Here is a 26990-nt window from a genome sequence, read left to right as displayed (position 1 = left end):
GTTGGGGCTTTGCCCCTGGGCTCGCGGTCCAGAGGGCACGGCCCCGCGCTTGTGGTCTGCGGCGCGAAGCTGCCGCTCCGGGGTGTGGGGGCGTCAGCCCCCACGTACCCCTCCCCGCCAGGGGGCCTGGGGGCACCGCCCCCAGTTTCGGGAAGGGGCGGGGTTGGGGGGAACTCCACGCCCCGCACCCCGTGCACCCGCACCCCGTGCACCCGCACCCCGTGCACCCGCACCCCGTGCACCCGCACCCCGTGCACCCGCACCCACGCCGGCCCCGAACATCCGACCGGCGGGCCGAGCCCCTCACGGTCGGCCAGAACGCCCATGACTAACCCACTTTGTCGGAATTTCGGGATTCCGGAAAATTAACTGCCCGAAGTCGTACAACCCTTTCCGCGTGACGCGGGTCTACCTGTCATCAAGGCTCCCGGGGAGGGATCTGGGGGGATCAGGGAGCTCTTGACGGAGGGGGAGTGCGAGGGGCCCGGTCGTCAGACCGGGCCCCCTTGACTGGCCGGACCGGCGACGGGCCCGAGTTGTCCACAGGCCCTCCGCATTGTCGGACCCCGGCGGTAGCGTCGGATCATGTCCAATCCAGCAGTGGTCGAAGGGGTCCTCGAGCGGATCACGTATGCCAACGAGGAGAACGGCTACACGGTCGCCCGGGTCGACACGGGACGCGGCAGTGATCTCCTCACGGTGGTCGGCTCGCTGCTCGGCGCGCAGCCGGGCGAGTCGTTGCGTATGGAGGGCCGTTGGGGCTCCCACCCCCAGTACGGCAAGCAGTTCACCGTGGACAACTACACGACCGTCCTGCCGGCCACGATCCAGGGCATACGCCGTTACCTCGGCTCGGGCCTGATCAAGGGAATCGGCCCCCGGATCGCCGAGCGCATCGTCGAGCACTTCGGCATCGACACGCTCGACATCATCGAGCAGCAGCCGAAGAAGCTCATCGAGGTCCCCGGACTCGGCCCGAAGCGGACGAAGTTGATCGGCGTCGCCTGGGAGGAGCAGAAGGCCATCAAGGAGGTCATGGTCTTCCTCCAAGGGGTCGGCGTCTCCACGTCCATCGCGGTGCGCATCTACAAGAAGTACGAGGACGCCTCGATCTCGGTCGTGAAGAACCAGCCGTACCGCCTCGCCGCCGACGTCTGGGGCATCGGTTTCCTCACCGCCGACAAGATCGCGCAGGCGGTCGGCATACCGCACGACAGCCCGGAGCGGGTCAAGGCGGGGCTGCAGTACGCCCTGTCGCAGTCCACCGACCAAGGGCACTGCTTCCTGCCCGAGGAGCAGCTGATCAGCGACGCGGTGAAGCTGCTCCAGGTGGACACGGGCCTTGTCATCGAGTGCCTCGCCGAGCTCGCGGGCGAGGAGGAAGGGGTCGTACGGGAGAAGGTGCCGGCCCCGGACGGCGGCGAGCCGGTCACTGCGGTGTATCTGGTGCCCTTCCACCGGGCCGAGATCTCCCTCGCCGCCCAGCTGCGTCGGCTGCTGGGAGCCGCGGAGGACCGGATGCCGGGCTTCCAGGACGTCGTCTGGGACAAGGCGTTGGCCTGGCTCGCGGAGCGTACGGGCGCGGAGCTCGCGCCCGAGCAGGAGGCGGCGGTCAGGCTTGCGCTCACCAAGAAGGTCGCCGTTCTGACCGGCGGTCCCGGCTGCGGCAAGTCGTTCACGGTCCGGTCCATCGTGGAGCTGGCCCGCGCCAGGAAGGCGAAGGTGGTGCTGGCCGCACCGACCGGGCGCGCGGCCAAACGGCTCGCCGAACTCACCGGCGCCGAGGCGTCCACCGTGCACCGGCTGCTCGAGCTCAGGCCCGGCGGCGACGCGGCGTACGACAGGGATCGGCCGCTCGACGCGGATCTGGTGGTGGTCGACGAGGCGTCCATGCTCGATCTGCTGCTCGCCAACAAGCTGGTCAAGGCCGTTGCCCCCGGCGCGCATCTGCTGCTGGTGGGGGATGTGGACCAGCTGCCGAGCGTCGGTGCCGGCGAGGTGCTGCGCGACCTGCTCGCCGACGGCGGGCCCGTGCCGAACGTCCGGCTGACCCGGATCTTCCGGCAGGCCCAGCAGTCCGGCGTCGTCACCAACGCCCACCGCATCAACTCCGGTGTTCAGCCCATCACTTCGGGTCTCTCCGACTTCTTTCTCTTCGTGGAGGAGGAGACGGAGGACGCGGGAAAGCTCACGGTGGACGTGGCGGCCCGCCGCATCCCGGCCAGATTCGGCCTGGATCCGCGGCGCGATGTGCAGGTGCTCGCACCCATGCACCGCGGCCCGGCCGGCGCCGGCACGCTCAACGGCCTGCTCCAGCAGGCGATCACGCCCGCCAGGCCCGACCTTCCCGAGAAGCGCTTCGGCGGCCGTGTCTTCCGCGTCGGCGACAAGGTCACCCAGATTCGCAACAACTACGAGAAGGGAAAGAACGGCGTCTTCAACGGCACGGTCGGCGTGGTCACCTCGCTCCAGCTGGACGACCAGCGGCTGACGGTGCTGACGGACGAGGACGAGGAGGTTCCGTACGACTTCGACGAACTGGACGAGCTGGCACATGCCTACGCCGTGACCATCCACCGCTCACAGGGCAGCGAATACCCGGCCGTGGTGATCCCGGTCACGACCGGAGCCTGGATGATGCTCCAGCGGAACCTCCTCTACACGGCGGTCACCCGGGCCAAGAAGCTCGTCGTGCTGGTCGGCTCCCGTAAGGCGATAGGACAGGCAGTACGCACTGTTTCCGCAGGCAGACGCTTCACCGCGCTCGACCACCGGCTGACCGGCGGCTGAGCGGGATGCGCCTGCGCCGGCCGGGTGTGACACCTGGGGCCCGTGGGGTGGCAAACGCCACCCCTGGCTTCCAGAAGCAGGGCGAAGGGGGCAAGATGAGCAGGTTGGCGGCACTGAGTGCCGCCAATAGGCCCAATGGTCGACCCCGAGTGCACTCTCCTGAGCCAAATGGGGGATGGTAGAGACAGTCAGGGCACCTCGAAGAAGAGGCACTACGTCGGTGAGGGATGACGTGAGCGACAACTCTGTAGTACTGCGGTACGCGGACGGTGAACACACCTACCCGGTGGTCGAGAGCACCGTCGGCGACAAGGGCTTCGACATCGGGAAGCTCCGAGCCCAGACCGGTCTGGTGACCCTGGACAGCGGATACGGGAATACAGCCGCCTATAAATCCGCGATCACCTACCTCGACGGCGAGCAGGGCATCCTGCGCTACCGCGGCTACCCGATCGAGCAGCTGGCCGAGCGTTCCACCTTCCTCGAGGTGGCGTACCTGCTGATCAATGGCGAGCTTCCGACGGTCGACGAGCTGTCGACCTTCAAGAGCGAGATCACCCAGCACACGCTGCTGCACGAGGACGTCAAGCGGTTCTACGGCGGCTTCCCGCGCGACGCCCACCCGATGGCGATGCTGTCCTCCGTGGTCAGCGCGCTGTCGACGTTCTACCAGGACAGCCACAACCCGTTCGACGAGAAGCAGCGTCATCTCTCCACGGTCCGGCTGCTCGCCAAGCTGCCGACGATCGCGGCGTACGCGTACAAGAAGTCGATCGGCCACCCCTTTGTCTACCCGCGCAACGACCTCGGGTACGTGGAGAACTTCCTGCGGATGACCTTCTCGGTCCCCGCGCAGGAGTACGACCTGGACCCGGTCGTGGTTTCGGCGCTCGACAAGCTGCTGATCCTGCACGCGGACCACGAGCAGAACTGTTCGACCTCCACCGTGCGTCTGGTCGGCTCCTCGCAGGCGAACATGTTCGCCTCGATCTCCGCCGGCATCAGCGCCCTGTGGGGCCCGCTGCACGGTGGCGCCAACCAGTCGGTTCTGGAGATGCTCGAGGGCATCCAGACCAACGGCGGCGACGTCGACTCCTTCATCCGCAAGGTGAAGAACAAGGAGGACGGCGTCCGCCTGATGGGCTTCGGCCACCGCGTCTACAAGAGCTTCGACCCGCGGGCGAAGATCATCAAGGCGGCGGCGCACGATGTCCTCTCGGCGCTCGGCAAGTCCGACGAGCTGCTCGACATCGCGCTCAAGCTGGAGGAGCACGCGCTCTCCGACGACTACTTCGTCTCGCGCAACCTCTACCCGAACGTGGACTTCTACACCGGCCTGATCTACCGGGCCATGGGCTTCCCGACCGAGATGTTCACCGTGCTCTTCGCGCTCGGCCGGCTGCCCGGCTGGATCGCCCAGTGGCACGAGATGATCAAGGAGCCGGGGTCCCGTATCGGCCGCCCGCGCCAGATCTACACCGGCGAGGTCCTGCGTGACTTCGTCCCGGTCGAGGCTCGCTGACACCGGTATTCGCTGACACCCGTACGTGTGCGCGTCCGCGCCTCGTAACCGGCGCAGAAAGCGGAAAGCGCCCCGCTGCCGATCCCCCCACGGGTCGGCGGGCGGGGCGCTTCCCATTTCCCCGGAGCGGATTCCCCCCACGGGATCCGGCCGGGCGTCTGCTGGTTGCAGAAGCTCCTCACGCGGTCTGCCGGGGTACGTACGCACGGGAGGGCCGCTCAAAGCTCCCCGGGCACGTGCCCCGGCCAACGCTTGCCTGGGACGTCCCCCAAGACATCCCATGAACGTCCCCCAAGACGTTCTCGGCATCGCCCACTTAGACTCGCGAGGAGTCGCAATGGTTACCCCTAAATATCTGTGATCTAGGTCTCCTTGTGAAGGTCTTGTGACCTACTTGTAGTCACATGAAGGAGCGCAGCCGCAGGCTGTTGGTCACCACAAATACGGATGAAAAGGCCATCGCAAATCCCGCGATCATGGGGTTGAGCAGGCCTGATGCCGCCAGCGGCAGCGCGGCCACGTTGTAACCGAAGGCCCAGAAAAGATTGCCCTTGATGGTGGTCAGTGTCCGGCGTGCGAGACGGATCGCGTCGGCTGCAACCCTCAGGTCTCCGCGTACGAGGGTCAGATCGCCGGCCTCGATCGCCGCGTCCGTGCCCGTGCCCATCGCCAGGCCCAGGTCCGCGGTGGCCAGCGCGGCGGCGTCGTTCACGCCGTCGCCGACCATGGCGACGCTGCGGCCCTCGGCCTGGAGACGCTTGACCACGGCCACCTTGTCCTCGGGCATGACCTCGGCGTACACCTCGTCGATGCCGATCTCGGCCGCGACCGATTCGGCGACCGCCTTGTTGTCGCCGGTCAGCAGCACCGGGGTGAGGCCGAGGGCCCGCAGCCGTGCGACCGCCTCGGCGCTGGTGTCCTTGACCGCGTCGGCGACGGTGAGCATGCCGAGCGCCTTGCCGTCCACGGCCGCGAAGATCTCCGTACGACCTTCGGTCGCGGCGGAGGCGAGCTCGTCGGGCAGCTCAACGCCCGCCTCCGTGAGCAGCCGCGCTCGCCCGACCAGCACCTCGTGTCCTTCGACGACGCCGCGTACGCCGAGGCCTGGGACGTTCTCGAAGCTTTCGGCGGCGGGAAGTGTGCCGACCCGCTCCTCGGCGCCCGCCGCGACGGCGCGGGCGATGGGGTGCTCCGAGGCGTGCTCCAGTGCGCCCGCGAAGCGCAGCAGGTCATGCTCCTCGGCGGTTTCGGCGACGTACACCCGCTGAAGGCGCATCCGGCCGGTGGTGACCGTCCCTGTCTTGTCCAGGACGACCGTGTCGACCTTGCGGGTGGACTCCAGGACCTCCGGGCCCTTGATCAGGATGCCGAGCTGGGCGCCGCGCCCCGTACCGACCATGAGGGCGGTCGGCGTGGCAAGCCCCAGGGCGCACGGGCAGGCGATGATCAGTACGGCGACGGCGGCCGTGAAGGCCGCGGTCGCATCGTCCGTGGCGAGCAGCCAGGCCACCAGCGTGCCGAGCGCGATCAGCAGTACGACAGGGACGAAGACGGCCGAGATCCGGTCGGCGATGCGCTGCACGTCGGCCTTGCCGTTCTGGGCGTCCTCCACCAGCCGGGCCATCCGGGCGAGCTGGGTGTCGGCGCCGATCCGGGTGGCCTCGACGACGAGCCGGCCGGCGGTGTTGACGCAGCCGCCGGTGACCGGGTCCCCCGCGGTCACATCCACCGGCACGGACTCGCCCGTGAGCATGGAGGCGTCGACGGCGGAGGTGCCCTCGACGACGCTGCCGTCGGTGGCGATCTTCTCTCCGGGGCGTACGACGAAGCGGTCGCCGACGGCGAGCCGGCCGATCGGAACGCGTACCTCCGTGCCGCCGCGCAGTACGGCGACATCCTTGGCGCCCAGCTCCAGCAGGGCACGCAGGGCAGCGCCCGCCTTCCGCTTGGAGCGCGCCTCCAGATAGCGGCCGAGCAGGATGAAGGTCACCACGCCCGCGGCGACCTCGAGATAGATCGTCGAGGCGGCGTCGGCACGCGTGACCGTGGGGTCGAAACCGTGGCGCATGGCGGGCATGCCCGCGTCCCCGAGGAAGAGCGCCCACAGCGACCAGCCGAAGGCGGCGAGCGTGCCGACCGAGACGAGGGTGTCCATGGTGGCCGCGCCGTGCCGGAGGTTGGTCCAGGTGGCCCGGTGGAAGGGCAGTGCGCCCCAGATGACGACGGGGGCGGCGAGGGTGAGCGAGAGCCACTGCCAGTTGTCGAACTGGAGGGCGGGGATCATCGCCATGAGGACGACCGGCGCCGCGAGCACGGCGGAGACGATCAGGCGCTGCCGGAGGGCGGCCGACTCCGGGTCGGGCCGCGCCTCGGAGGCCACGGCGGGGTCCGGGCCGGAGTCCACGACGAGATCCGGGTCGGAGTCCACGGCGAGGTCCGGGTCGGAGTCCACGGCGAGGCCCGGGGCGGGCGCGGGCGACGGGGGCTGCGCGGCCGAGTAGCCGGTTTTCACCACGGTGGCGATGAGATCGGCGACTTCCATCTCGTGCGGATAGGAGACCTTCGCCTTCTCGGTCGCGTAGTTGACGGTGGCGCTGACGCCACCCATGCGGTTCAGCTTCTTCTCGACGCGAGCCGCGCAGGAGGCGCAGGTCATCCCGCCGATGGTGAGCTCGACCTGGGATGTATCCACTTCAGGACTCCAGAAAACGGGGCCGGGCCGTACGGGACCCAGTATCGGACTGGTCGGGTACGACCCGGCGGAGGGCCTTGCGGGTGCGGAGGTGAGTGCTCAGGCCTGCCCGACGAGCTCGTACCCGGCCTCGTCGACGGCTTCGCGGACCGCGGCGTCGTCGAGCGGGGCCTCGGAGATCACGGTCACCCGACCGGTGGAGGCGACCGCCTCCACCGAGGTGACGCCCGGCAGCTCGGAGATCTCGCTGGAGACGGCGCCTTCGCAGTGACCGCAGGTCATGCCCGTGACCTGGTAGACGGTGGTGACGCCGCCGATCTGTACGTCGGCCGTGCCGGTGCCACAGGCGCCGCCGCCGCAGCAGCCGGAGCCGGGCGCCTGGGCGGTCTCGGTCTCGGTCTTCGTCTCGGCGGTCATGGCGTTTCTCCTCTTCGGGGGTGCAACACGTACGAGGTCATGGTGTGCCGGAGGGCCGCGGGAGTGCCGAGCCTTCCTGATGCACTTCAGACTATACCCCTAGGGGGTATTAGCGTGTATGCGGGCCGGGCCGCGCGTTCCGCTGCTGCTCCTCGGCCTGCTGCCCGGCCTGCTGCCCGGCCTGCTCCTCGGCCGGGCAGACACCGACGATGGGGGCCAGGTATCGGAACATGACCTTCTTGATCTCATCGATGTACGTCTGCCGCTCCTCGCCCTCGTGGGCGAGGACCAGGTCGAGCCCCGCTTTGAAGATGGCGAAAATCATGGTCGCGACGCGGGAGAGCTCGGCGGGCGGTGCGTCGGGGAGGAAGCTCGCGACGATCTGCTCGATCCGGGTGAGCAGCACTGCGTGCAGGGCGTCGAACTCCTGCGTGATCTGGCCCGGGACATCGGGACCGTGCACCAGGGCAGCGAAGGCCGGGTTCTCGTGATTGAAGGCGAAGAGCGGATCGAGGACCGCGTCCAGCAGCTGGTCGAGCGGGAGGTCGAGGTTGGCGGCGGTCAGGGCCGCGCCGTGGGACTCGCGCCACTGCTGGAGGAGTCGGCCGCCGAGTTCGACGGCGATGGCCTCCTTGTTCGGGAAGAACTGGTAGAGCGTGCCGGGGGAGACGCCGGCCTCGCGGGCGATGGCGTTGGTGCTGGCCGCGGTGTAGCCCGTGGTGCAGAAGACGTTCGAGGCGGCGTCGAGGAGCTGGGCGATACGGCGCTCCCCGCGGGCCTGGCGGCGGCGCGGCTTGGCGGCCCCTGTGGTCGCGGCAGGCTCCGTGGTCGCGGCGGGCTCCGGGGTCGTGGGCTCCGGCACGTGAAATCCCCAGCTTCCTGACGGTGGTTGACAAACACGAGTGGTCGCTCGCATTCTTGGTTAATGCGAGCGATAGCTCGTGTTTGCCAGTCTATGGCAATGGTCGACCCATGCTGCCTGCCCGGGGGGCCTGCGCATGGGCCACGGTGAAGGGGACACCGCACCATGTCCGAAGTCAACAGCCCACCGCCGGTCGGGGGATGGACCCGGTTCGTGACCGCGCGGCCACGGCTCTCGCTGCTGGCCGCGCTGGTGCTCACTGCACTCGCGGTGTTCGCCGGAAGCGGGGTCGCCGAGCGGATGGGGAGCGGCGGCTGGCAGGACCCGGCTGCCGAGTCGACGTATGCGACAGAGGCGCTGGAGCGGGAGTTCCCGGCCTCCCAGCCGAATCTGCTGCTGCTCGTGGACAGCGGACGGGCGAGTGTGGACGACCCGGCGGTCGCCGCCGAGGGACGGCGGCTCGGGGAGCGGCTCGCCGCCGAGAAGGACGTCACAGGTGTCGGATCGTACTGGGGGACCCGCTCACCCGCGCTGCGTGCCGGCGACGGGCATCAGGCGCTGATCGCGGCCCGGATCGAGGGCGACGAGAAAGCCACCTCCGAGGTGCTGGAGCGGATAGCGCCGGACTTCCGGGGGGCGCACGGCCCGGTGCAGGTCTCGATCGGCGGCCCCGTCGCCCTGCAGCACGAGATGACCACGACCATCCAGGAGGACCTGCTGCGGGCAGAGCTGATCGCTCTGCCGGTGACGCTGGTGCTGCTGGTCATGGTCTTCGGCAGCGCGATCGCGGCACTGCTCCCGCTGGGCGTCGGCATCGTCGCCATCCTGGGGACGAACGCCGTCCTGCGCGGCATCACCGAGTTCGCCGATGTCTCGGTCTTCGCGCAGAACCTCACCACGGCCCTGGGGCTCGGACTCGCCATCGACTACGCCCTGTTCATCGTGCGCCGATTCCGCGAGGAGTTGGCCGATGGGGCCGAGGTGCGGGAGGCGATCGGCATCACTCTGCGCACCGCGGGCCGCACCGTTCTGTTCTCCGCCCTCACCGTGGCCGTGTCGCTGGCCGCGATGCTGGTCTTCCCGCAGTACTTCCTGCGGTCCTTCGCCTACGCCGGGATCGCCGTGGTCCTTCTGGCGGCAGGGGCCGCGCTGGTGCTGCTCCCAGCCGCCCTGATGCTGCTTGGGCACCGGGTCAATGCGCTGGATCTGCGCCGCCTTCTCAAGCGTGGCCGGCGTGACGGCGCATCGTCCGATGAGGCTGGGGCTGACAAGGCGTCGGCCGCGGACCAGAAAGCGCCCGCGGACCAGGAGGCGGCCGGAGCCGGATGGGCATGGGTCGCCGGGCTGGTGATGCGCCGGGCCCCTCTGTTCGCGTTCGCCACCGTGGCCGGTCTTGTGCTGCTCGGACTGCCCTTCCTGGGTGTGAAGTTCGGTACCCCCGACGACCGCCAGCTGCCGTCGACCGCCGAGGTCCATGTCGTTCAGCAACAGATACGGGACGGCTTCCCCGGCAGCCCCGCCGGCGGTCTCGAGGTCTTCGCCGAGGACAGCGGTTCCGTGTCCGCGACGACCCCCGCCGAATACGCCGAGTACCGCGACAAGATCGCCGCCCTCCCGGGTGTGCTGCGGGTGGACGGGCCCGTCACCTCGGGCGGGTCCGCCTACCTCACAGTGCAGCCCAAGGGGGAGGCGGTGGGCGAGGAGGCCCAGCGGCTCGTGCATGAACTGCGGGATGTATCGGCCCCGTTCGCGACCTCGGTGACCGGCCGGGCCGCGGTGCTGGAGGACTCCAAGGCCGCTATCGCCGACCGGCTGCCGCTGGCGCTGGCGATCATCGCCATAGTGACGCTGCTGCTGGTCTTCCTGCTCACCGGCAGTGTGCTCATCCCCATCCAGGCGGTCGTGCTCAACGCCCTCAGTCTGACGGCGATGTTCGGCGCCGTGGTCTGGGTCTTCCAGGACGGGCACCTCTCCGGGCTGCTCTCCTTCACCTCCACCGGAGACATCGAGACGACGCTCCCCGTGCTGATGTTCTGCATCGCCTTCGGGCTGTCCATGGACTACGGCGTCTTTCTGCTCTCCCGGATCAAGGAGGAGTACGACCACACGGGTGACCATGAGCACGCGGTGAGATTCGGACTTCAGCGCACCGGCGGGCTGATCACCGCGGCGGCCGTGATCCTCGCGGTGGTGATGGTGGGCATCGGCACCTCACGGGTGACCAACACCAAGATGCTCGGCCTCGGAATCGCGCTGGCCGTGCTGATGGACGCCATGGTGGTGCGCAGTCTGCTGGTTCCCTCGGTCATGAAACTGATGGGCGCCTCGACCTGGTGGGCCCCCGGGCCGCTGCGCCGCTTCCATGAACGGTTCGGGCTGACCGAGGGAGAGATATCGCGGCCCGTGCCGCAGCCCGTACCGCGGCCGGATTCGGAGCCGGATCCGGCATCGGAACCGGATCCGGCATCGGAACCGGAATCGGATCCCGACGCGGCACGGGACAGGGTCAAGGCCTGACGCCGCGGTGGACCGCCCACTCCCGGGCCAGGATCGACATAGAGGTGGCGTCGATCCACTGGCCCTCGTGGAGCAGCGCCTCGCGCTCGGTCCCCTCCGCCACAAAGCCGGCCTTCTCATAGACCCGGATTGCGCGCGGGTTGAAGTTGAAGACACCCAACGCGATCCGGTTCAGGCCCAGTTGCTCGAAGCCGTGCCCGACAACCAGCCGGGTGGCCTCGGTGCCCAGGCCCCGGTTGCGTCCCTTCGGGCCGATCAGGGTGCGGAAGCGGCAGCTGCGGTTGTGTGCGTCCCACTCATGGAGGACGACTTCACCGACGACCTCGCCGCCGGCCCGGTCCACCACGGCGAGGTCGAGCCGGTCGGTCCGGTCGTTGCGCGTTCCGTACCAGGCGCGCAGCTGCTCCAGGTCCATTTCGCCCTCGTGGGCGGACCCGGTGAAGACGCTCACCTCCGGATCGCCCAGAATCGCGGCCATGGCGGTCGCATCCGCTCCGGTGAAAGGACGCAGAATCACCTTCTCGCCAATGAGGGTGGGCTTGACGGAGAAGTCCGCAGTCGGCTGCTGAGTCACCGGGGGATTGTCGGGCCAGGCCTCTGAAGTGAGCAACTGATTAAGGTTGACCGCGAGGAAGGAAGACGTCCCCGCATCCATGCACGCACGCACGCAGGCGGCGTGGGTCCGGCGGCTCCAGATCTGCGGTTCTCAGCCCCTTTGGCTCTCAGTCCCTGCGGCCCCTGTTCCCGGGGCGATTGGCCACCCAGACGCGGATCGTGTCCGCGTGCCAGTAGGGCTTGCCGGCCTCCACATGGTCGGGCGGCGGGAGAAGACCGTGCTTGCGGTACGAACGGACCGTGTCCGGCTGCACCTGGATGTGCGCGGCGATCTCCTTGTAGGACCAGAGCCTTCTGTCCGCCATGGTTGTGCCACCTCCCTGCGTCGCGGCAGCGGCGGCGCGGGGGCCGTCGGGTGAGCTGCGCGCGGACGCTGGTGATCACTGAGCCTGTGCCCGTTGCAACGATGCCGAGCGAGAGGAGGAATGGGGCTGTTGATTGCCTGTGACGGAAGCCCCGCTTAATCGAGACATGCGTGACGAGGAGGCGACAACCGTGACAGAAGTGGTGCGTGAGCCTCAGGCGCCGCAAGAGCGCAGGAAACCGCGCGTCCGCTCGGCGATCGGGAAGGGTTTGTCCGGCGGGCACGGATACATGTCCTGCTCGACGATGGCGAAGAGCTCGACGTCGAGTGCCTGGGCCGCGGCCAGTACGGGCTCCAGCGCGGGCACACCGGCCGGCGGCTCGCACATCACGCCCCGGCCCACGGCCGGTCCGAACGGCACTTCGTCCGCGACCACTTCGGCCAGGATCTCCGGGTCCACCTGCTTGAGGTGGAGGTAGCCGATCCGCTCCCCGTAGGTCTCGATCAGCTTGACGCTGTCGCCGCCGCAGTAGGCGTAGTGCCCGGTGTCCAGGCAGAGCGAGACCAGGCCGGGGTTGGTGGCGTCGAGGAAGCGGCTGACGTTCTCCTCGCTGTCGATATGGGTGTCCGCGTGCGGGTGGACGACGATCTTCAGTCCGTAGCGCTCGCGCACCTCGCGACCCAACCGTTCGGTCTGGGTGGTGAGATCGCGCCACTGGGCCGGGGTGAGGGTGCGGTCCTCCAGTACCTGGCCCGTCTTGTCGTCGCGCCAGAAGGAGGGGATGACGACCAGATGTTCCGCGCCCATGGCCCGGGTGAGTGCAGCGATGTCCGAGACATGCGCCCAGGTCTTCTCCCAGACCGCCGGTCCGTGGTGCAGCCCGGTGAAGACCGTGCCGGCCGAGACCTTCAGCCCGCGACGGGCGGTCTCCGCGGTGAGGTGGGCGGGATCGCTCGGGAGATAGCCGTACGGGCCGAGCTCGATCCACTCGTATCCGGCGTCAGCGACTTCATCCAGAAAGCGCCGCCAGGGGACCTGCTGAGGATCGTCCGGGAACCACACCCCCCAGGAGTCGGGGGCCGAGCCGACCCGGATGCGGTTCAGGACGGGGGCGGAGGAGGTCATGCGGGTCAGCTTTCCGGCCGCCGAAGAAAGGTGTCAAGGCTTCGTCCGAATGTAAGGACAAAATGTTGACAGGGCTCAGTGAGGAGCACTAGACCTGGGGACAGCCGGCTCGAACCGAAGGGACGCGTATGCCTCAGCCGTACGACGTGATCACGATGGGCCGGATCGGCGTAGACCTCTATCCGCTGCGGACCGGGGTTCCGTTGGCGCAGGTCGACACGTTCGGGAAGTTCCTCGGCGGCTCGGCCACGAATGTCGCCGTGGGTGCAGCCCGGCTGGGCCGGCGGACGGCGGTGATCACCCGCACCGGGCAGGACGCCTTCGGCGACTATCTTCACCAGGCGCTCGGGGAGTTCGGGGTCGACGACCGCTGGGTGACTCCGGTGGCCGCGTACCCGACCCCGGTCACCTTCTGCGAGATCTTCCCTCCGGACAACTTCCCGCTCTACTTCTACCGGCAGCCGAAAGCACCCGATCTCGAGATCCACCAGCACGAGCTGGACATGGCGGCGATCCGCGAGGCGAGAGTCTTCTGGATGACCGGCACGGGCCTGTGCGCGGAACCGAGCCGCACCGCGACGCTGGCCGCGCTCGCCCACCGCGCCAAGTCCGGCACCACCGTCTTCGACCTGGACTGGCGGCCCATGTTCTGGGGAGATCCGGACGAGGCGCGGCCGTACTACACGCAGGCCCTCGCGCTGGCCACCGTCGCCGTCGGCAATCTCGAGGAGTGCGAGATCGCCACCGGTGAGCGCGAGCCGTACCCCGCCGCGCGTGCGCTCCTTGCCGCCGGCGTCGAGCTCGCCGTCGTCAAGCAGGGTCCCAAGGGCGTCCTCGCCGTTCACCGCGACGGGACACAGGCCGAGGTCCCGCCGGTCCCCGTCGAGGTGGTCAACGGTCTGGGCGCGGGCGACGCGTTCGGCGGGGCGCTCTGCCACGGGCTGCTGTCGGGCTGGGAGTTGGAGCGCATCATGCGGTACGCCAACGCGGCCGGAGCCATTGTCGCCGCCCGCCTCGCCTGCTCCACCGCGATGCCGTACGCCGCCGAGGTCGACCAGGTCCTCGAGGGCGCCCCCGTCCCTCCCGGACCCTCAATACCGCCCGGAGCCGCCTCGTGAGTCGCGTCGACATCGGCGAGCTCGTCGGGATCCGCACCCGCCACCCCGAGGCCGTCGCCGAAGCCGCCACCCGGCGGCGCAGGCGGCCCCGGCTCATAGGCGAGAGCGGCCGACTGATGATCATCGCCGCCGACCACCCCGCCCGTGGCGCCCTCGCCGTCGGCGACCGTCATCTCGCCATGGCCAACCGCCTCGACCTGCTGGAGCGGCTCTGCCTCGCCCTCTCCCGCCCCGGCGTCGACGGCGTCCTCGCCACCGCCGACATCCTCGACGACCTGCTCCTCCTCGGTGCTCTCGAGGACAAGGTCGTGATGGGCTCGATGAACCGCGGAGGCCTCGCGGGCGCGGCCTTCGAGCTCGACGACCGGTTCACCGGACACCGCGCCAAGGACCTGGACCGGCTCGGTTTCGACGCGGGCAAACTGCTGCTCCGCATCGACTACGAGGACCCGGGCTCGCTCGACACACTGCACGCCACCGCACGCGTCGTCGACGAGATGGCCGAGCATCAGCTTCCCGTCTTCATCGAGCCGTTCATCTGTCACCGCGTCGACGGCCGCCTCCGCAACGATCTCAGCGCCGAAGCCGTCACGCGGTCCATCGCCATCGCCTCCGGTCTGGCCGGCACCTCCGCGTACACCTGGCTGAAGGTCCCCGTGACCGACGACCCCGAAGACATGGCGGCCGTGATGGAGACCTCGACCCTCCCCGCGGTCCTCCTCGGTGGCGAGATCGGGGACGACCAGCACGGTGCGTACGAGAAATGGCGTGGAGCGCTGCAACTGCCCACCGTCCAGGGACTGGTGGTGGGACGCTCGCTGCTCTATCCGGTCGACGGGGACGTCGTCGGGGCGGTCGATACGGCCGTTGGACTGCTGTAGGGGGTACGGAGAAGGCATGAGCGACGAAAAGCTGCAGGAGCTGTACGTACCGGCGGGTGCCGCGGCGCGTGGTCCCTACGCCCTGCGCATCGACCCCGAACAGGCCGGCTGGGGGTACTCCAGCCTGCGTGTACTGGAGCTCGAGCCCGGCGCCTCACACTCCCTCGCCGCCGGGGACAGTGAGTGGATCGTGCTGCCGCTCACCGGCGGTTGCACAGTGCGCACACAAGGCGAGACCTTTGAACTGCTGGGCAGGGAAAGCGTGTTCGGCGGAGTGACGGACTTCGCCTATGTGCCGCGCGATGCCCATGCACAGATCGCCTCCGGTGCGGGAGGCCGCTTCGCCCTGGCAGGAGCGAAGTGCGAGCGCCGACTCCCCGCTCGCTACGGCCCCGCGCCGGAGGTACCGGTCGAGCTGCGCGGCTCGGGCAGCTGCTCGCGGCAGGTGAACAACTTCGCCGCGGCAGACACCTTCGTCTGCGACAAGCTCATCGCGGTCGAGGTGCTCACGCCCGGCGGCAACTGGTCCTCGTACCCGCCGCACAAGCACGACGAGCACCGCCCCGGGGTCGAGTCCGAGCTCGAGGAGATCTACTACTTCGAGATCGACCGCGGCGGCATGGGCTACCACCGGGTCTCTCCGTCGAGGCCGGGCGGTACGGACATCCTCGCCGAGGTCCGTACGGGTGACGCCGTCCTCATCCCCGACGGCTGGCACGGCCCGTCCATCGCCGCGCCCGGCCGGGACATGTACTACCTCAATGTGATGGCGGGCCCGGGCGACACCAGGGAGTGGCTGATCTGCGACCACCCCGACCACGGCTGGATCCGCGACACCTGGCCGGAGCAGCCCGTCGACCCCCGGCTGCCGCTGTACGAGGCCGAGGAGGGCCAGCAATGAGTTCGGGAACGAATACGCGCCGACTCACCGTCGCCCAGGCGCTTGTCGCCTTCCTCGCCCGCCAGTACACCGAGCGCGACGGTCGCCGTCACCGCCTGATCAACGCCACCTGGGGCATCTTCGGCCACGGCAATGTGGCCGGCCTCGGCCAGGCGCTGCTGGAGTCCGGTGCCACTGCGCTGTCCGGGGAGACGCCCCCCGGCCCCACCATGCCGTACTTCCAGGGCCGCAACGAACAGGCCATGGTGCACGCCGCCGTCGGCTACGCCCGCCAGTCCCGGCGCCTCTCCGCCCACGCCGTCACCACCTCCGTCGGCCCGGGCGCGACCAACCTCGTCACCGGCGCCGCGCTAGCCACCGTCAACCGACTGCCCGTCCTCCTGCTGCCCGGCGATGTGTTCGCGACCCGGCCCGCCGACCCGGTTCTCCAGCAGCTCGAAGTCCCCTACGCGGGCGATGTGTCGGTCAATGACGCCCTGCGCCCCGTCTCCCGCTACTTCGACCGTGTCACCCGTCCCGAGGCGCTGATTCCGGCGGCGCTGCAGGCGATGCGTGTGCTCGCCGACCCGGCCGAGACCGGTGCGGTCACGCTCGCGCTGCCGCAGGATGTGCAGGCCGAGGCGTACGACTGGCCGGAGGACTTCTTCGCCGAGCGCGTCTGGCAGGTGTGCCGCCCGCGGCCCGACCTGGGCGCGCTGGACGCGGCGCGCCGCGCGGTGAGTGCCGCCCGCCGCCCCTTGATCGTCGCGGGCGGCGGTGTTCACCACAGCGAGGCCGAGGAGGCGCTGCGGGCCTTCGCCGAGGTGACCGGCATCCCGGTCGCCTCCACCCAGGCCGGCAAGGGCTCGCTTCCGTACGACCACCCCTGCGACGTCGGCGGCATCGGCCACACCGGCACCGCGACCGCCGACGAGCTGGCCCGTACCGCGGATCTGGTGATCGGTGTCGGCACCCGCTGGTCCGACTTCTCGACCGCTTCCGCGACCCTCTTCCAGCACCCGGCCGTCCGCTTCCTGAACCTCAACATCACCTCCTTCGACGCCCACAAGATGGCCGGTCTCTCCCTGGTCGCGGACGCCCGGACAGCGCTGGACGAGCTCGCCGCCGCGCTGGGCTCGCGTATGCACGTCGAGCCCGCGTACGAGACGGAGTACGCCGACGACAAGGAGCGCTGGGAGTACCGCGTCGACGCCGCGTACGAGGCCGACGACCCGGATGTCCACCCCACTCAGCCGCAGGTGCTCGGCGCACTTGACACTCTGGTCACCGGGGACGACATCGTGATCAACGCCGCGGGCTCGCTCCCCGGCGACCTGCACAAGCTGTGGCGCGCCCGTTCGGCCGACCAGTACCACGTCGAGTACGGCTACTCCTGCATGGGCTACGAGATCCCCGCGGCCATCGGCGTCGCGATGGCCGCGCCGGGCCGACCCGTCTGGGCTCTCGTCGGCGACGGTACGTATCTGATGAATCCCACCGAAATCGTGACAGCCGTGCAGGAGAACATCCCTATCAAGGTCGTCATCCTGCAGAACCACGGATACGCCTCGATCGGCGGCCTGTCCGAGTCGGTCGGCGCGGAGCGCTTCGGCACCGCCTACCGCTACCGGGCCTTGGACGGTACGTACACCGGGGCTCCGCTCCCCGTCGACCTGGCCGCCAACGCAGCCTCGCTCGGAATGCGTGTGATCCGGGCCAAGACGGTGCGTGACCTGCACGAAGCGCTCTCTGTGGCGCGTGAGGCGGACGTTCCCACATGTGTCTACGTCGAGACCGAAACGGCAGACACTGTGTCGGGCGCGCCTCCGGCGCAGGCGTGGTGGGATGTTCCGGTGGCTGAGACCGCGACCCGCCCGTCGGCGGTCAAGGCCCGGAAGGAGTACGACCGGCAAGTCGCAGCCCGACGCCGCCATCTCTGAAGGAGCACGAAATGAAGACCGTCAACCACTGGATCGGTGGCAAGACCGTCGAAGGTGCGTCAGGCAACTGGGGCCCGGTCACCGACCCTGCGACCGGCGCCGTCACCACCCAGGTCGCCCTGGCCTCGGTGGAGGAGGTCGACGCGGCCGTCACGGCGGCGCGGTCGGCGTACGCGACCTGGGGCACGTCCTCGCTCGCGCAGCGGACCGGGATCCTCTTCCGCTACCGCGCACTCCTCGACGCACACCGCGACGATATCGCCGCGCTGATCACCGCCGAGCACGGCAAGGTCCACTCCGACGCGCTCGGCGAGGTCGCCCGCGGCCTGGAGATCGTGGAGCTCGCCTGCGGTATCACCACTCAGCTCAAGGGCGAGCTGTCCACCCAGGTCGCAAGCCGGGTCGACGTCTCCTCGATCCGTCAGCCGCTCGGTGTCGTCGCCGGCATCACGCCGTTCAACTTCCCGGCGATGGTGCCGATGTGGATGTTCCCGCTGGCCATCGCCTGCGGAAACACCTTCGTACTGAAGCCGAGCGAGAAGGACCCGTCGGCCGCCAACCTCCTTGCCGAGCTGGCTTCGGAGGCCGGGCTGCCCGACGGCGTGTTCAATGTCGTCCACGGCGACAAGATCGCGGTCGACGCGCTGCTGGCGCACCCGGACGTCAGCGCGGTCTCCTTCGTCGGCTCCACCCCGATCGCCCGCTACATCCACACCACCGCCTCCGCCAACCACAAGCGCGTCCAGGCGCTCGGCGGCGCGAAGAACCACATGCTGGTGCTCCCGGACGCGGACCTGGACGCGGCCGCGGACGCCGCGGTCTCGGCGGCGTACGGCTCGGCCGGCGAGCGCTGCATGGCCATCTCCGCGGTCGTCGCGGTCAGTTCCATCGCCGATGAGCTGGTGGAGAAGATCCGCGAACGCGCCGAGAAGATCAAGATCGGCCCCGGCGACGACCCGACGTCGGAGATGGGCCCGCTGATCACCAAGGCTCACCGCGACAAGGTCGCCTCGTACGTCACGGGCGCGGCGGCGCAGGGTGCGAAGGTCGTTCTGGACGGCACGGGCCACACGGTCGACGGCTTCGAGGACGGCCACTGGATCGGCCTGTCGCTCCTCGACCACGTCTCCACCGACTCCGACGCCTACCGCGACGAGATCTTCGGCCCGGTGCTGTGTGTGCTGCGTGCGGAGACGTACGAGGAGGGCGTGGCGCTGATCAACGCCTCCCCCTTCGGCAACGGCACCGCGATCTTCACCCGTGACGGTGGCGCTGCCCGCCGCTTCCAACTGGAGATCGAGGCGGGCATGGTCGGCGTGAACGTCCCGATCCCGGTGCCGGTGGGCTACCACTCCTTCGGCGGCTGGAAGGACTCGCTCTTCGGCGACCACCACATCTACGGCAACGACGGCGTGCACTTCTACACGCGCGGTAAGGTCGTGACCACCCGCTGGCCGGACCCGTCGGATGCGCCGACCGGCGTGGACCTGGGCTTCCCGCGCAACCACTGACAGCAACAGTCGACAGGCACCGGGCCCGTACGGAATTCTGCATCCGTACGGGCCGCGCCTTCTCCGTACGGCGCGGCCAACTCGCCCACAGCGGCGCGCCCGCACTTCATGTGCGACGGCACTTCGGGGTCGTCGACGCGCCGTGGACTGTATATTTCACCCATTTCCTATTTATTGGTTCATTCGTGTGGCCGATAGCGATGGGGGCGCGTTCGTCGTTGAGAGGGCTGTGACCACGCCAACTTCACAGCCCAAGTCGCTCAACCCACGTGCCGAGGGATTGTCTCTGTGGCCCATGTGCACCAGTAGGGAAGGTGCCGTCGCTCTCGTCCGCCCGCGGGAGTGCACCGCGGAACTGGCGGACTTCATGGCGGCCATGGACCTGATCCAGGCCGATTACACCCGCCGCTTCCCCGCGTGACCGCCCCGCATGGGGTCGCACACTTCCGCCGCGGCCCCCTGCCGGAGCCGCAATTGCCACCACCACTGGACATCGTCCACGGTAGGAATCACATGTATGACAGGCATGACCACTTCGGGGCGTACGGCACTCCTGCTGAGCAGTACGACGACGCGTACGCAGCCCTCTCCGGTCAGTGGGACGGTTACAGTTCCGCCGACCAGTGGAACGGCTACGGTTCCGCGTTCGGGCAGGAACCATTCTCTGCTCCGGACCTCGACGTCCTGCAGGGGCGCTGGGAACCGGACGTCGAACTGACGCAGCTGCTGCAGGAAACGCCCGACCCCGTGGAACTGCCGCCGCCCGCAATGGACCTGCGGCGGCCCCCAACGATCGGCCCGTCCTGCCACCGCCGGCGCCCGATGCACAAGGTGAAGCCGAGAGCGTGGAAGCTCGTCCGCAACCAGTCCCTGAACTACGCCATCGCAACGGTGAGTGTGGTCATCATTGCCGTCGTGAGCGTCCTCGGGTGCCTGCTCACTCACGAAATCCTGCGGCATGCCGCTGCCCCTGGTGCCGCGTACAGTCTTTCGCCCTGGTGGCCGGCGCTGGTGTACGGACCATGGACGGTCGCGTCGCTCTCGATCCTGCGAGCCACGCTGCACCGCCGCCGCGCTCCCCACGCCTGGGCCATCGCCCTGTTCTTCTGTGTGCTCGCCGCGCTTACGTGCATCGCCGCGGCGCCCAGGACCCTCAGTGGAGCGGGCGTCGCCGCTCTCCCCGCCATCGCGACCATGGCCTGCTTCCACCAGCTCGTACGCCACATCACGCTCACCCGGCCGGCCCGCCGCGAGGTGGGTTTCTGGTGCAAGTCCGCACGACCCTGCTCAAGTCCTGACCATTCGGAGTCGCTGTAGGCGCAGGACAAGCCGGCAGAAAACGTGGCGAGCAGGCTACTGCCCGAGGAGCGCCCTGCCCGGATGGGCAGGAGCTCCTCGGGCAGCAGCAGCTCAGCTGGAACACCGTATCGGCTGGAACGGATCGGCTGGAACGGATCGGCTAGAACAGCGAATGCAGCAGCTTGTTCGGCGAACCCGTCCGCGGGTCCTGGACCTTGCCGCTCGTCGCGCCGTTCACCAGCGCGTCCCGGACCTGAACCGGGGTCGCCGTGGCGTGGGTCGCCAGATACAGCGCCGCGACGCCCGCTGTGTGCGGGGTGGCCATCGAGGTGCCGGAGATCGTGTTCGTCGCCGTGTCGCTGTCCTTCCACGATGAGGTGATGTTCACGCCCGGCGCGAACAGATCCAGGCAGGTGCCGTAGTTGGAGAACGACGCCCGCCGGTCCGTGTTGTCCGTCGCGCCGACCGTGATCGCCTCGGGGACGCGGGCCGGCGAGTAGTTGCACGCGTTCATCGGCAGACCGAGGAAGTTGCCATTGCCCGCGGCAATCGAGTAGCTCACGCCCGATGCGATGGACTTCTTCACCGCGTTGTCCAGCGCCGCGTCCGCGCCACCGCCCAGGCTCATGTTCGCCACGGCCGGCTTCTTCGCGTTCGCGGTCACCCAGTCGATGCCTGCGATGACCCCGGCCGTTGTACCGGAGCCCTGGCAGTCCAGGACGCGTACGGCCACGAGCTTGACGCCCTTGGCGACGCCGTACGTCTTGCCACCGACCGTGCCGGCGACATGCGTGCCGTGGCCGTTGCAGTCCTGGCCGTTCTGGCCGCCGCCCACCGTGTCCGTGCCGACGCTCGCGCGGCCGCCGAACTCGCTGTGGGAGGTGCGGATCCCGGTGTCGATGATGTACGCGGTCACATTCGACGCATTGGTGTTGTAGGTGTACGTCTTCGACAGCGGCAGATTCCGCTGGTCGATGCGGTCGATGCCCCACGTGGCACTGTTCTGGGTCTCGTTGATGCGGACCGTGGCGTTCTGCTGGACGTACGCCACGCGTGGATCGGCGGAGAGTTTTGCGGCCTTTGCGTCGGACATCGACGCGGAGAAGCCCTGGAGGGCGTTGCGGTAGGTGTGGTTCGGCGTGACGCCCAGATCGGCGGCACGCGTGGTGCCGTCCTTCAGGACGACAATCCAGCTGTTCTGTACGGCAGTTGCAGTGGGAGCGAGACGAAGATCGCCGATGGGCGCGCTGTGCGCGGTGGGGGAGGTGGCGAACTGGAGACCGGCGGCTAGGGCGATTGCGGGTATCAGCGCCCCGAAGCGTCGGGCAGTGGCTTTCATCTCGTGCACCTACCTTTCGTTGACCGTTAACGGACAAGTACGGGAGTGCATGGTGCCAGGAGCTGCATATGCGCTGACCAGCGTCTCGTGACGTGATGTGCGAAACAAGACAGCATCGCCACTTACTGCATGACGGACCCACACATTGTGAACACCCGTCCGGCCGGGAGGTTGCTCGCAAAACCGCCCAAGGGACAGCCAGGGCAACGGACGTGTCCGCTAGCAGGCGGGCAACTCCCAGGTGAGCATCGCGAACACCCCGTCGTCCGCCGCCCCTGCCGACCGGTACGTCGCCAGCGCCGGGTCGTTGTCCGTGTCCACGCCGACCCACATGTCGTAGCAGCCCCGCTCCCGCGCCACCTCGATCAGCGCCTCGGTCAGCGCCCGCCCGATACCGCGTCTGCGGTACGCCGTGTCCACCGACAGCTCGTACAGGCACATCTCCGTGCCCTTGTCGGGGTGGAGCATCTCGATGCCGGAGACCATCCCGGCCGGCGCCCCGTCGACGTACGCGATCAGCATCAGATGCCCGGCGGCGGCAAGGAAACGCTCGGCCCACTCCGCCCGGGCGGGTCCGTCGTAGAGATGCTCGGCCGCGATGAGCTCGGACACGGTCGTCGCGCGCCGGATGTCCATTTGGAGGTCCATGCGGGTCCCTTCCCCCAGGGGCGCATACCGCGTCTGGTGTACGGCGACCGTACTCCGTACTACTTGCGGAGGCTCGTGAGTTCCCCCTGGCGGCAGCCGAGACGGCACAGGGGATCCGCTTAGGGTTTCAAGCATGCAGATCCGACTTCCCCGGCCGCGCGGCCGATGGCTCGCAGGCGTCGCCGCCTTCGCCGTCCTCGGCGGCGCGGGCACCTGGACCGCGGTCGCTGATGACAGCGCACCGTCTGTGCACCGTGAGGACCGGGTGCAGGAGATGCCCGGGGCGAGGATCGACACCTCCTACTTCACGACGGGCGGCAAGGACCGCAGGCCCGCCGTTCTCCTCGGGCACGGCTTCGGCGGCAGCAAGGACGATGTACGCGCCCAGGCCGAGCAGTTGGCCCGCGACGGATACGCCGTGCTGACCTGGTCCGCCCGCGGCTTCGGCGATTCCACCGGGAAGATCGGGCTCAACGACCCGGACTTCGAGGTCAAGGACGTCTCGCGGCTGATCGACTGGCTGGCGGAGCGTCCCGAGGTACAGCTGGATGCGGACGGCGATCCGCGCGTGGGTGTCACCGGCGCCTCGTACGGCGGGGCGATCTCGCTCCTCGCGGCCGGCTACGACAAGCGGGTCGACGCGATCGCACCCCAGATCACCTACTGGAACCTGGCCGACGCACTCTTCCCGAACGGTGTCTTCAAGAAGCTCTGGGCCGGGATCTTCTTCTCGACCGGCTCGACGGGCTCGGCGGGTTCGGTGGCGGGTACGGGCTCGGAACCCCCGGCCGATGAGTCCGCACCGGACGCACCGGCGGGTCGGGCGGCGGCGCACGGCGACGCGGCCAAGGCGGATCCGGCCAAGGCCAAGGCGGCCGGTGCCGCGGTCCCCGCCGACCCGAGCGGCTGCGGGCGCTTCGAGCCTGCGCTCTGCGCCATGTACGAGCGCGTCGCCGTCGCCGGAAGGCCCGACGCCGCCGCCCGTACGCTCCTCGAAGCCCGCAGCCCCTCCGCCGTCGGCGACCGCATCAAGGTGCCCGCGCTCATCGTGCAGGGCCAGGCCGACTCGCTCTTCCCGCTCACGCACGCCGACGCCATGGCGAAGAAGATCAGCGCGAACGGCGCGCCCGTCTCCGTCGACTGGATCGCGGGCGGCCACGACGGCGGCGACCGGGAGACCGGCCGCGTCGAGGGCCGTATCAGCGACTGGTTCAACCGGTATCTCAAGCAGGACAAGGGCGTGGACACCGGGCCCGCCTTCCGCGTCAGCCGGACCGGAGGCGTCGACTCCACCGACGGTCAGGCCCTGCTGCGCGGCGCGACCGGCAACGGCTATCCGGGGCTCGGCAGCGGCGCGCGACCGGTCACGCTCAACGGCCGCGCGCAGACCTTCGCCAATCCGGCCGGCGCCAACCCGCCCGCCATCTCGGCCGTCCCCGGCCTCAGCGGCGGTCTCACCCAGCTCTCCTCTCTCGGCCTCGGACTCTCCCTGGACTTCCCCGGACAGTTCGCGCGCTTCGACTCCGCGCCGCTGGCCGAGTCGCTGCGGATCACCGGCTCGCCGACCGTCAGGCTCAAGGTGACCTCGAACAGGGGCGAAGCGGTCCTGTTCGGGAAGGTGTACGACGTCGGGCCCAACGGCCGTGAGCAGGTGCTGCCGTCCCAGCTCGTCGCGCCGGTCCGGGTCGAGGGTGCCGAGCAGGGCAAGGACGTCGAGCTGACCCTGCCGGCCGTCGACCACGAGGTGGACGCCGGGCACCGGCTGCGCCTGGTCCTGTCCGCGACCGACCTCGGCTATGCGTCTCCGGCCGCCCCTGCCGCGTACACCGTCGAACTCCTCGGCAACGGCGCACTGGCTGTGCCCACGGCGCCCGCCGTGAAGACGCAGGCCGCGGGACTGCCCTGGTGGACCTGGGTCCTCCCTGCCACGGGCGCCCTGCTGGCGGCGGGCCTGCTGATCACCGCCCGTCGCCGTGCGGTCGCTCCGGCACCCGACCCCGAGCTCGCCGAAGTGCCCCTGCAGATCACCGGGTTGACCAAGCGGTACTCCAGGTCCGCCGACCGGTACGCCGTACGGGAGCTCTCCTTCCGCGTCGAGAAGGGCCAGGTACTCGGCCTCCTCGGCCCCAACGGCGCGGGCAAGACCACCACCCTGCGCATGCTGATGGGTCTCATCCGGCCGGACGACGGCGAGATCCGTGTCTTCGGCCACGCCATCAGGCCCGGCGCACCGGTCCTCTCCCGGGTCGGCGCGTTCGTCGAGGGTGCGGGCTTCCTGCCGCATCTTTCGGGACGCGACAACCTGGAGCTGTACTGGCGGGCCACCGGCCGCCCCGCGAGCGACGCGCATATCGAGGAGGCCCTGGCGATCGCCGGCCTCGGCGATGCCCTCGCCCGCGCCGTACGCACCTACTCGCAGGGCATGCGCCAGCGCCTCGCCATCGCTCAGGCCATGCTCGGCATGCCGGATCTGCTCATCCTCGACGAGCCGACGAACGGCCTCGACCCGCCGCAGATCCGCGAGATGAGGGACGTGATGATCCGGTACGCGGCCGCAGGCCGGACCGTCATCGTCTCCAGCCACCTTCTGTCAGAGGTCGAGCAGTCCTGCACGCATCTGGTGGTCATGGACCGCGGGCGGCTGGTGCAGGCAGGACCGGTCGCGGAGATCACCGGCGAGAGCGACACCCTGCTGGTCACCACGACGGAGGGCGTGCCGGAGCCGTTGATCGAGAAGATCGCCGCACTGCCGGGTATCGGTTCCGCGTCCCGTACGGACGAAGGACTGCTCGTACGCCTCGACGGAGCCACCGCCACCGGCATGATCGCCGAACTCGTCCGGCTGGACGTGCCATTGACGGGTGTCGGCCCGCATCGCCGCCTGGAGGACGCCTTCCTCACCCTGATCGGAGGTTCCGCATGAGCACGCTGGTCGAGTCGGCCCCGGGCTACCGGGCACGGCACACGCTGCCGCTGCGTGTCGAGGCCGTACGGCAGCTGAAGCGCAGGCGGACGCTGGTGATGGCGGGGATCCTTGCCGCGCTGCCCCTCATCCTGATCGCCGCCTTCGCGATCGGCGGCACGCCGGACGGTGGGGACAGCAGCCGGGTGACCCTGATGGACACGGCCACCGCGTCCGGCGCGAACTTCGCCGCCACCTGTCTGTTCGTCTCGGCGGGCTTCCTGTTGGTGGTGCCGGTGGCGCTGTTCCACGGGGACACCGTGGCCTCGGAGGCGAGCTGGTCCTCTCTGCGCTATCTGCTGGCCGCACCCGTCCCGCGCTCCCGACTGCTGTGGTCCAAGCTGGCGGTGGCGCTCGGCTTCAGCGCGGCGGCCATGGTGCTGCTGCCGCTGGTCGGTCTGGCGGCGGGGACCATGGCGTACGGCTGGGGCCCGCTGAAGCTTCCCACGGGTGGCGGCTCCCTGGCCGCCGGCGACACCGTGGCGCGTCTTGCCCTGGTCGTGGCGTTCATCTTTGTCTCCCAACTGGTCACGGCGGGGCTTGCGTTCTGGCTTTCCACCAAGACCGACGCCCCGCTCGGAGCGGTCGGCGGAGCGGTCGGTCTGACGATCATCGGCAATGTGCTGGACGCGGTCACCGCCCTCGGCTCGTGGCGTGATGTGCTGCCCGCGCACTGGCAGTTCGCCTGGATCGACGCGCTGCAGCCACAGCTGGAGTGGAACGGCATGGTGAAGGGCGCGGCGGTCTCGGTGACCTACGCCCTGGTGCTGTTCGCGCTTGCCTTCCGGAACTTCTCCCGCAAGGACATCGTGTCGTAGGAGATGTCGCAGGACATGCCGTGCCACATGCCGTACGAGGCGTGCAGGAGATGTCGCAGGACGTGCCGCAGGAGGCCGGGCTCTTGCTAGACCCAGCCCCGACGAGCCGCTTCCGCTCCCGCCCGGAAGCGGCTCGTCGTGCCGAGGGCGGTGAGCAGTTGACCGACGCGGCGGCTGTACGTACGCCCTGACATGCCGAGCCGGGTTGCGGCCGTCTCGTCCGTGAGCCCGGCCAGCAGGGCCTGCAGGACCGGCTGCAGATGGACGGGTAAGGCGCCGGGTATGGCCTGGCCGGTCAGATCGTCGCCGGTGTCCCACCAGGAGCGGTGCGCACGGACCAGGGCCTGGACGACAACGGGATCGCGGATCAGCAGCAGGCCGTTGTAGTGCAGTTCGAGATCGAGGGGGACGGCCGCGACCGTACGATCCGCGACGAGCATCTTGAACGGGATCGAGTCGGTCACCCGGGCCGCGCCGGGACTGAGCCAGGGTGCCGTGAGATGAGTCAGCCCGTGCCGGGGTGCGATCCGCCGTACCGTCGCGGTCTGTGCAGCGGCCGTGCGCACGCATGCGCCGGCGAACTCCAGGAAGGGCTCCGGGATGCCGTGGCCCAGTGCGCCGGCCGGATTGTCGAAGCTGAGGAGCTCATGGCGAGCGGAGCGGACCAGGCTGGTCAGGGCCGCTTTCACCTGTGCCACTCCGTGAACCGGCTGCCCCGGCACCTCCCGCAGGACGGCCCGCGAAATCTC

Annotated in this window: 20 protein-coding genes and 1 pseudogene; 12 read left to right on the top strand and 9 right to left on the bottom strand. The window is 69.4% G+C overall.

The window, feature by feature from the left end:
- Positions 1 to 585: 585 nt before the first annotated feature.
- Both recD2 and OG735_RS15110 read left to right on the top strand, forming a co-directional pair.
- On the top strand, positions 586 to 2790 hold the full coding sequence (recD2, locus tag OG735_RS15115; protein WP_327323697.1) for an SF1B family DNA helicase RecD2: 2205 nt from the start codon (positions 586 to 588) through the stop codon (positions 2788 to 2790).
- A gap of 232 nt (positions 2791 to 3022) precedes the next feature.
- Positions 3023 to 4312: a citrate synthase gene (locus OG735_RS15110; RefSeq protein WP_327323696.1), complete on the top strand. Its 1290-nt coding sequence runs from the start codon at positions 3023 to 3025 to the stop codon at positions 4310 to 4312.
- Between the two features lie 400 nt (positions 4313 to 4712).
- Here OG735_RS15110 and OG735_RS15105 read toward each other — a convergent pair whose 3' ends face one another.
- The 3 genes from OG735_RS15105 to OG735_RS15095 all read right to left on the bottom strand — a co-directional run bounded on the left by OG735_RS15105 (position 4713) and on the right by OG735_RS15095 (position 8283).
- Positions 4713 to 6968 carry a heavy metal translocating P-type ATPase gene (locus OG735_RS15105; RefSeq protein WP_442812605.1) on the bottom strand — a complete coding sequence of 752 codons (2256 nt, stop codon included), beginning with the start codon at positions 6966 to 6968 and terminating at the stop codon, positions 4713 to 4715.
- A gap of 135 nt (positions 6969 to 7103) precedes the next feature.
- On the bottom strand, positions 7104 to 7421 hold the full coding sequence (locus tag OG735_RS15100) for a heavy-metal-associated domain-containing protein (protein WP_327323694.1): 318 nt from the start codon (positions 7419 to 7421) through the stop codon (positions 7104 to 7106).
- A gap of 109 nt (positions 7422 to 7530) precedes the next feature.
- Positions 7531 to 8283 (bottom strand): TetR/AcrR family transcriptional regulator, encoded by a 753-nt coding sequence (locus OG735_RS15095; protein WP_327323693.1) that lies wholly within the window; start codon positions 8281 to 8283, stop codon positions 7531 to 7533.
- 165 nt (positions 8284 to 8448) lie between these two features.
- Here OG735_RS15095 and OG735_RS15090 point away from each other — a divergent pair, with 165 nt between their 5' ends.
- Positions 8449 to 10800, top strand: coding sequence for an MMPL family transporter (locus OG735_RS15090; protein WP_327323692.1), 2352 nt, complete (start codon positions 8449 to 8451; stop codon positions 10798 to 10800).
- Here the strand turns inward: OG735_RS15090 and OG735_RS15085 are convergent.
- From OG735_RS15085 to OG735_RS15075, 3 genes are all read right to left on the bottom strand, one after another.
- Positions 10790 to 11374 (bottom strand): GNAT family N-acetyltransferase, encoded by a 585-nt coding sequence (locus OG735_RS15085; protein WP_327323691.1) that lies wholly within the window; start codon positions 11372 to 11374, stop codon positions 10790 to 10792. The two genes, OG735_RS15090 and OG735_RS15085, sit on opposite strands and share 11 nt — an antisense overlap.
- Before the next feature lie 148 nt (positions 11375 to 11522).
- Entirely contained in the window at positions 11523 to 11720 is a 198-nt protein-coding gene (locus tag OG735_RS15080; protein ID WP_327323690.1) for a helix-turn-helix transcriptional regulator, read from the bottom strand.
- Between the two features lie 213 nt (positions 11721 to 11933).
- The gene (locus OG735_RS15075; protein WP_327323689.1) at positions 11934 to 12845 is read right to left on the bottom strand and encodes a sugar phosphate isomerase/epimerase family protein; all 912 of its coding nucleotides are present in this window, start codon (positions 12843 to 12845) and stop codon (positions 11934 to 11936) included.
- Positions 12846 to 12973: 128 nt separating this feature from the next.
- Here OG735_RS15075 and iolC point away from each other — a divergent pair.
- From iolC to OG735_RS15040, 7 genes and pseudogenes are all read left to right on the top strand, one after another.
- A pseudogene (iolC, locus tag OG735_RS15070) lies at positions 12974 to 14062 on the top strand (5-dehydro-2-deoxygluconokinase).
- The gene (locus tag OG735_RS15065) at positions 13975 to 14844 is read left to right on the top strand and encodes a Cgl0159 family (beta/alpha)8-fold protein (RefSeq protein ID WP_442812604.1); all 870 of its coding nucleotides are present in this window, start codon (positions 13975 to 13977) and stop codon (positions 14842 to 14844) included. The pseudogene iolC and the gene OG735_RS15065 overlap by 88 nt, the downstream one beginning before the upstream one ends.
- Before the next feature lie 16 nt (positions 14845 to 14860).
- Positions 14861 to 15745 carry a 5-deoxy-glucuronate isomerase gene (gene iolB, locus OG735_RS15060; protein WP_327323686.1) on the top strand — a complete coding sequence of 295 codons (885 nt, stop codon included), beginning with the start codon at positions 14861 to 14863 and terminating at the stop codon, positions 15743 to 15745.
- A complete protein-coding gene (gene iolD, locus OG735_RS15055) occupies positions 15742 to 17664 on the top strand; it encodes a 3D-(3,5/4)-trihydroxycyclohexane-1,2-dione acylhydrolase (decyclizing) (RefSeq protein ID WP_327323685.1) in 1923 nt (640 codons plus the stop codon). The genes iolB and iolD overlap by 4 nt, the downstream gene beginning before the upstream one ends.
- A gap of 11 nt (positions 17665 to 17675) precedes the next feature.
- A complete protein-coding gene (locus OG735_RS15050; RefSeq protein ID WP_327323684.1) occupies positions 17676 to 19175 on the top strand; it encodes a CoA-acylating methylmalonate-semialdehyde dehydrogenase in 1500 nt (499 codons plus the stop codon).
- Positions 19176 to 19470: 295 nt separating this feature from the next.
- Positions 19471 to 19596: a hypothetical protein gene (locus tag OG735_RS15045; RefSeq protein WP_327323683.1), complete on the top strand. Its 126-nt coding sequence runs from the start codon at positions 19471 to 19473 to the stop codon at positions 19594 to 19596.
- Between the two features lie 92 nt (positions 19597 to 19688).
- The gene (locus OG735_RS15040) at positions 19689 to 20492 is read left to right on the top strand and encodes a DUF2637 domain-containing protein (protein ID WP_327323682.1); all 804 of its coding nucleotides are present in this window, start codon (positions 19689 to 19691) and stop codon (positions 20490 to 20492) included.
- A 142-nt stretch (positions 20493 to 20634) separates the two neighbouring features.
- Here the strand turns inward: OG735_RS15040 and OG735_RS15035 are convergent, their stop codons facing one another.
- Together OG735_RS15035 and OG735_RS15030 are read right to left on the bottom strand one after the other, a co-directional pair.
- Entirely contained in the window at positions 20635 to 21822 is a 1188-nt protein-coding gene (locus OG735_RS15035) for a S8 family peptidase (RefSeq protein ID WP_327323681.1), read from the bottom strand.
- A gap of 210 nt (positions 21823 to 22032) precedes the next feature.
- On the bottom strand, positions 22033 to 22449 hold the full coding sequence (locus OG735_RS15030) for a GNAT family N-acetyltransferase (protein WP_327328321.1): 417 nt from the start codon (positions 22447 to 22449) through the stop codon (positions 22033 to 22035).
- A gap of 145 nt (positions 22450 to 22594) precedes the next feature.
- Here OG735_RS15030 and OG735_RS15025 point away from each other — a divergent pair, with 145 nt between their 5' ends.
- Both OG735_RS15025 and OG735_RS15020 read left to right on the top strand, forming a co-directional pair.
- Entirely contained in the window at positions 22595 to 25384 is a 2790-nt protein-coding gene (locus OG735_RS15025; protein ID WP_327323680.1) for an alpha/beta fold hydrolase, read from the top strand.
- Complete coding sequence (locus tag OG735_RS15020) at positions 25381 to 26241, top strand: ABC transporter permease (protein ID WP_327323679.1); 861 nt, start codon at positions 25381 to 25383, stop codon at positions 26239 to 26241. The genes OG735_RS15025 and OG735_RS15020 overlap by 4 nt, the downstream gene beginning before the upstream one ends.
- 86 nt (positions 26242 to 26327) lie before the next feature.
- Here OG735_RS15020 and OG735_RS15015 read toward each other — a convergent pair whose 3' ends face one another.
- Complete coding sequence (locus tag OG735_RS15015) at positions 26328 to 26930, bottom strand: DNA-binding response regulator (protein ID WP_327323678.1); 603 nt, start codon at positions 26928 to 26930, stop codon at positions 26328 to 26330.
- Positions 26931 to 26990: the final 60 nt, after the last annotated feature.

The organism is Streptomyces sp. NBC_01210, from assembly GCF_036010325.1.
Taxonomy (GTDB): domain Bacteria; phylum Actinomycetota; class Actinomycetes; order Streptomycetales; family Streptomycetaceae; genus Streptomyces.
Note: the sequence above shows the minus strand (reverse complement) of the source record. Positions and strands in the feature narration are given on the sequence as shown.

Bases quoted from the DNA above. Each gene is read 5' to 3' on its own strand.
- OG735_RS15075 (WP_327323689.1), bottom strand. From the start codon at position 12,845: ATGACCTCCTCCGCCCCCGTCCTGAACCGCATCCGGGTCGGCTCGGCC.
- OG735_RS15100 (WP_327323694.1), bottom strand. From the start codon at position 7,421: ATGACCGCCGAGACGAAGACCGAGACCGAGACCGCCCAGGCGCCCGGC.
- recD2 (WP_327323697.1), top strand. From the start codon at position 586: ATGTCCAATCCAGCAGTGGTCGAAGGGGTCCTCGAGCGGATCACGTAT.
- OG735_RS15080 (WP_327323690.1), bottom strand. From the start codon at position 11,720: ATGGCGGACAGAAGGCTCTGGTCCTACAAGGAGATCGCCGCGCACATC.
- OG735_RS15020 (WP_327323679.1), top strand. From the start codon at position 25,381: ATGAGCACGCTGGTCGAGTCGGCCCCGGGCTACCGGGCACGGCACACG.
- OG735_RS15030 (WP_327328321.1), bottom strand. From the start codon at position 22,449: ATGGACATCCGGCGCGCGACGACCGTGTCCGAGCTCATCGCGGCCGAG.
- iolB (WP_327323686.1), top strand. From the start codon at position 14,861: ATGAGCGACGAAAAGCTGCAGGAGCTGTACGTACCGGCGGGTGCCGCG.
- OG735_RS15050 (WP_327323684.1), top strand. From the start codon at position 17,676: ATGAAGACCGTCAACCACTGGATCGGTGGCAAGACCGTCGAAGGTGCG.
- OG735_RS15045 (WP_327323683.1), top strand. From the start codon at position 19,471: ATGTGCACCAGTAGGGAAGGTGCCGTCGCTCTCGTCCGCCCGCGGGAG.
- OG735_RS15040 (WP_327323682.1), top strand. From the start codon at position 19,689: ATGTATGACAGGCATGACCACTTCGGGGCGTACGGCACTCCTGCTGAG.
- OG735_RS15025 (WP_327323680.1), top strand. From the start codon at position 22,595: ATGCAGATCCGACTTCCCCGGCCGCGCGGCCGATGGCTCGCAGGCGTC.
- OG735_RS15090 (WP_327323692.1), top strand. From the start codon at position 8,449: ATGTCCGAAGTCAACAGCCCACCGCCGGTCGGGGGATGGACCCGGTTC.
- iolD (WP_327323685.1), top strand. From the start codon at position 15,742: ATGAGTTCGGGAACGAATACGCGCCGACTCACCGTCGCCCAGGCGCTT.
- OG735_RS15105 (WP_442812605.1), bottom strand. From the start codon at position 6,968: ATGACCTGCGCCTCCTGCGCGGCTCGCGTCGAGAAGAAGCTGAACCGC.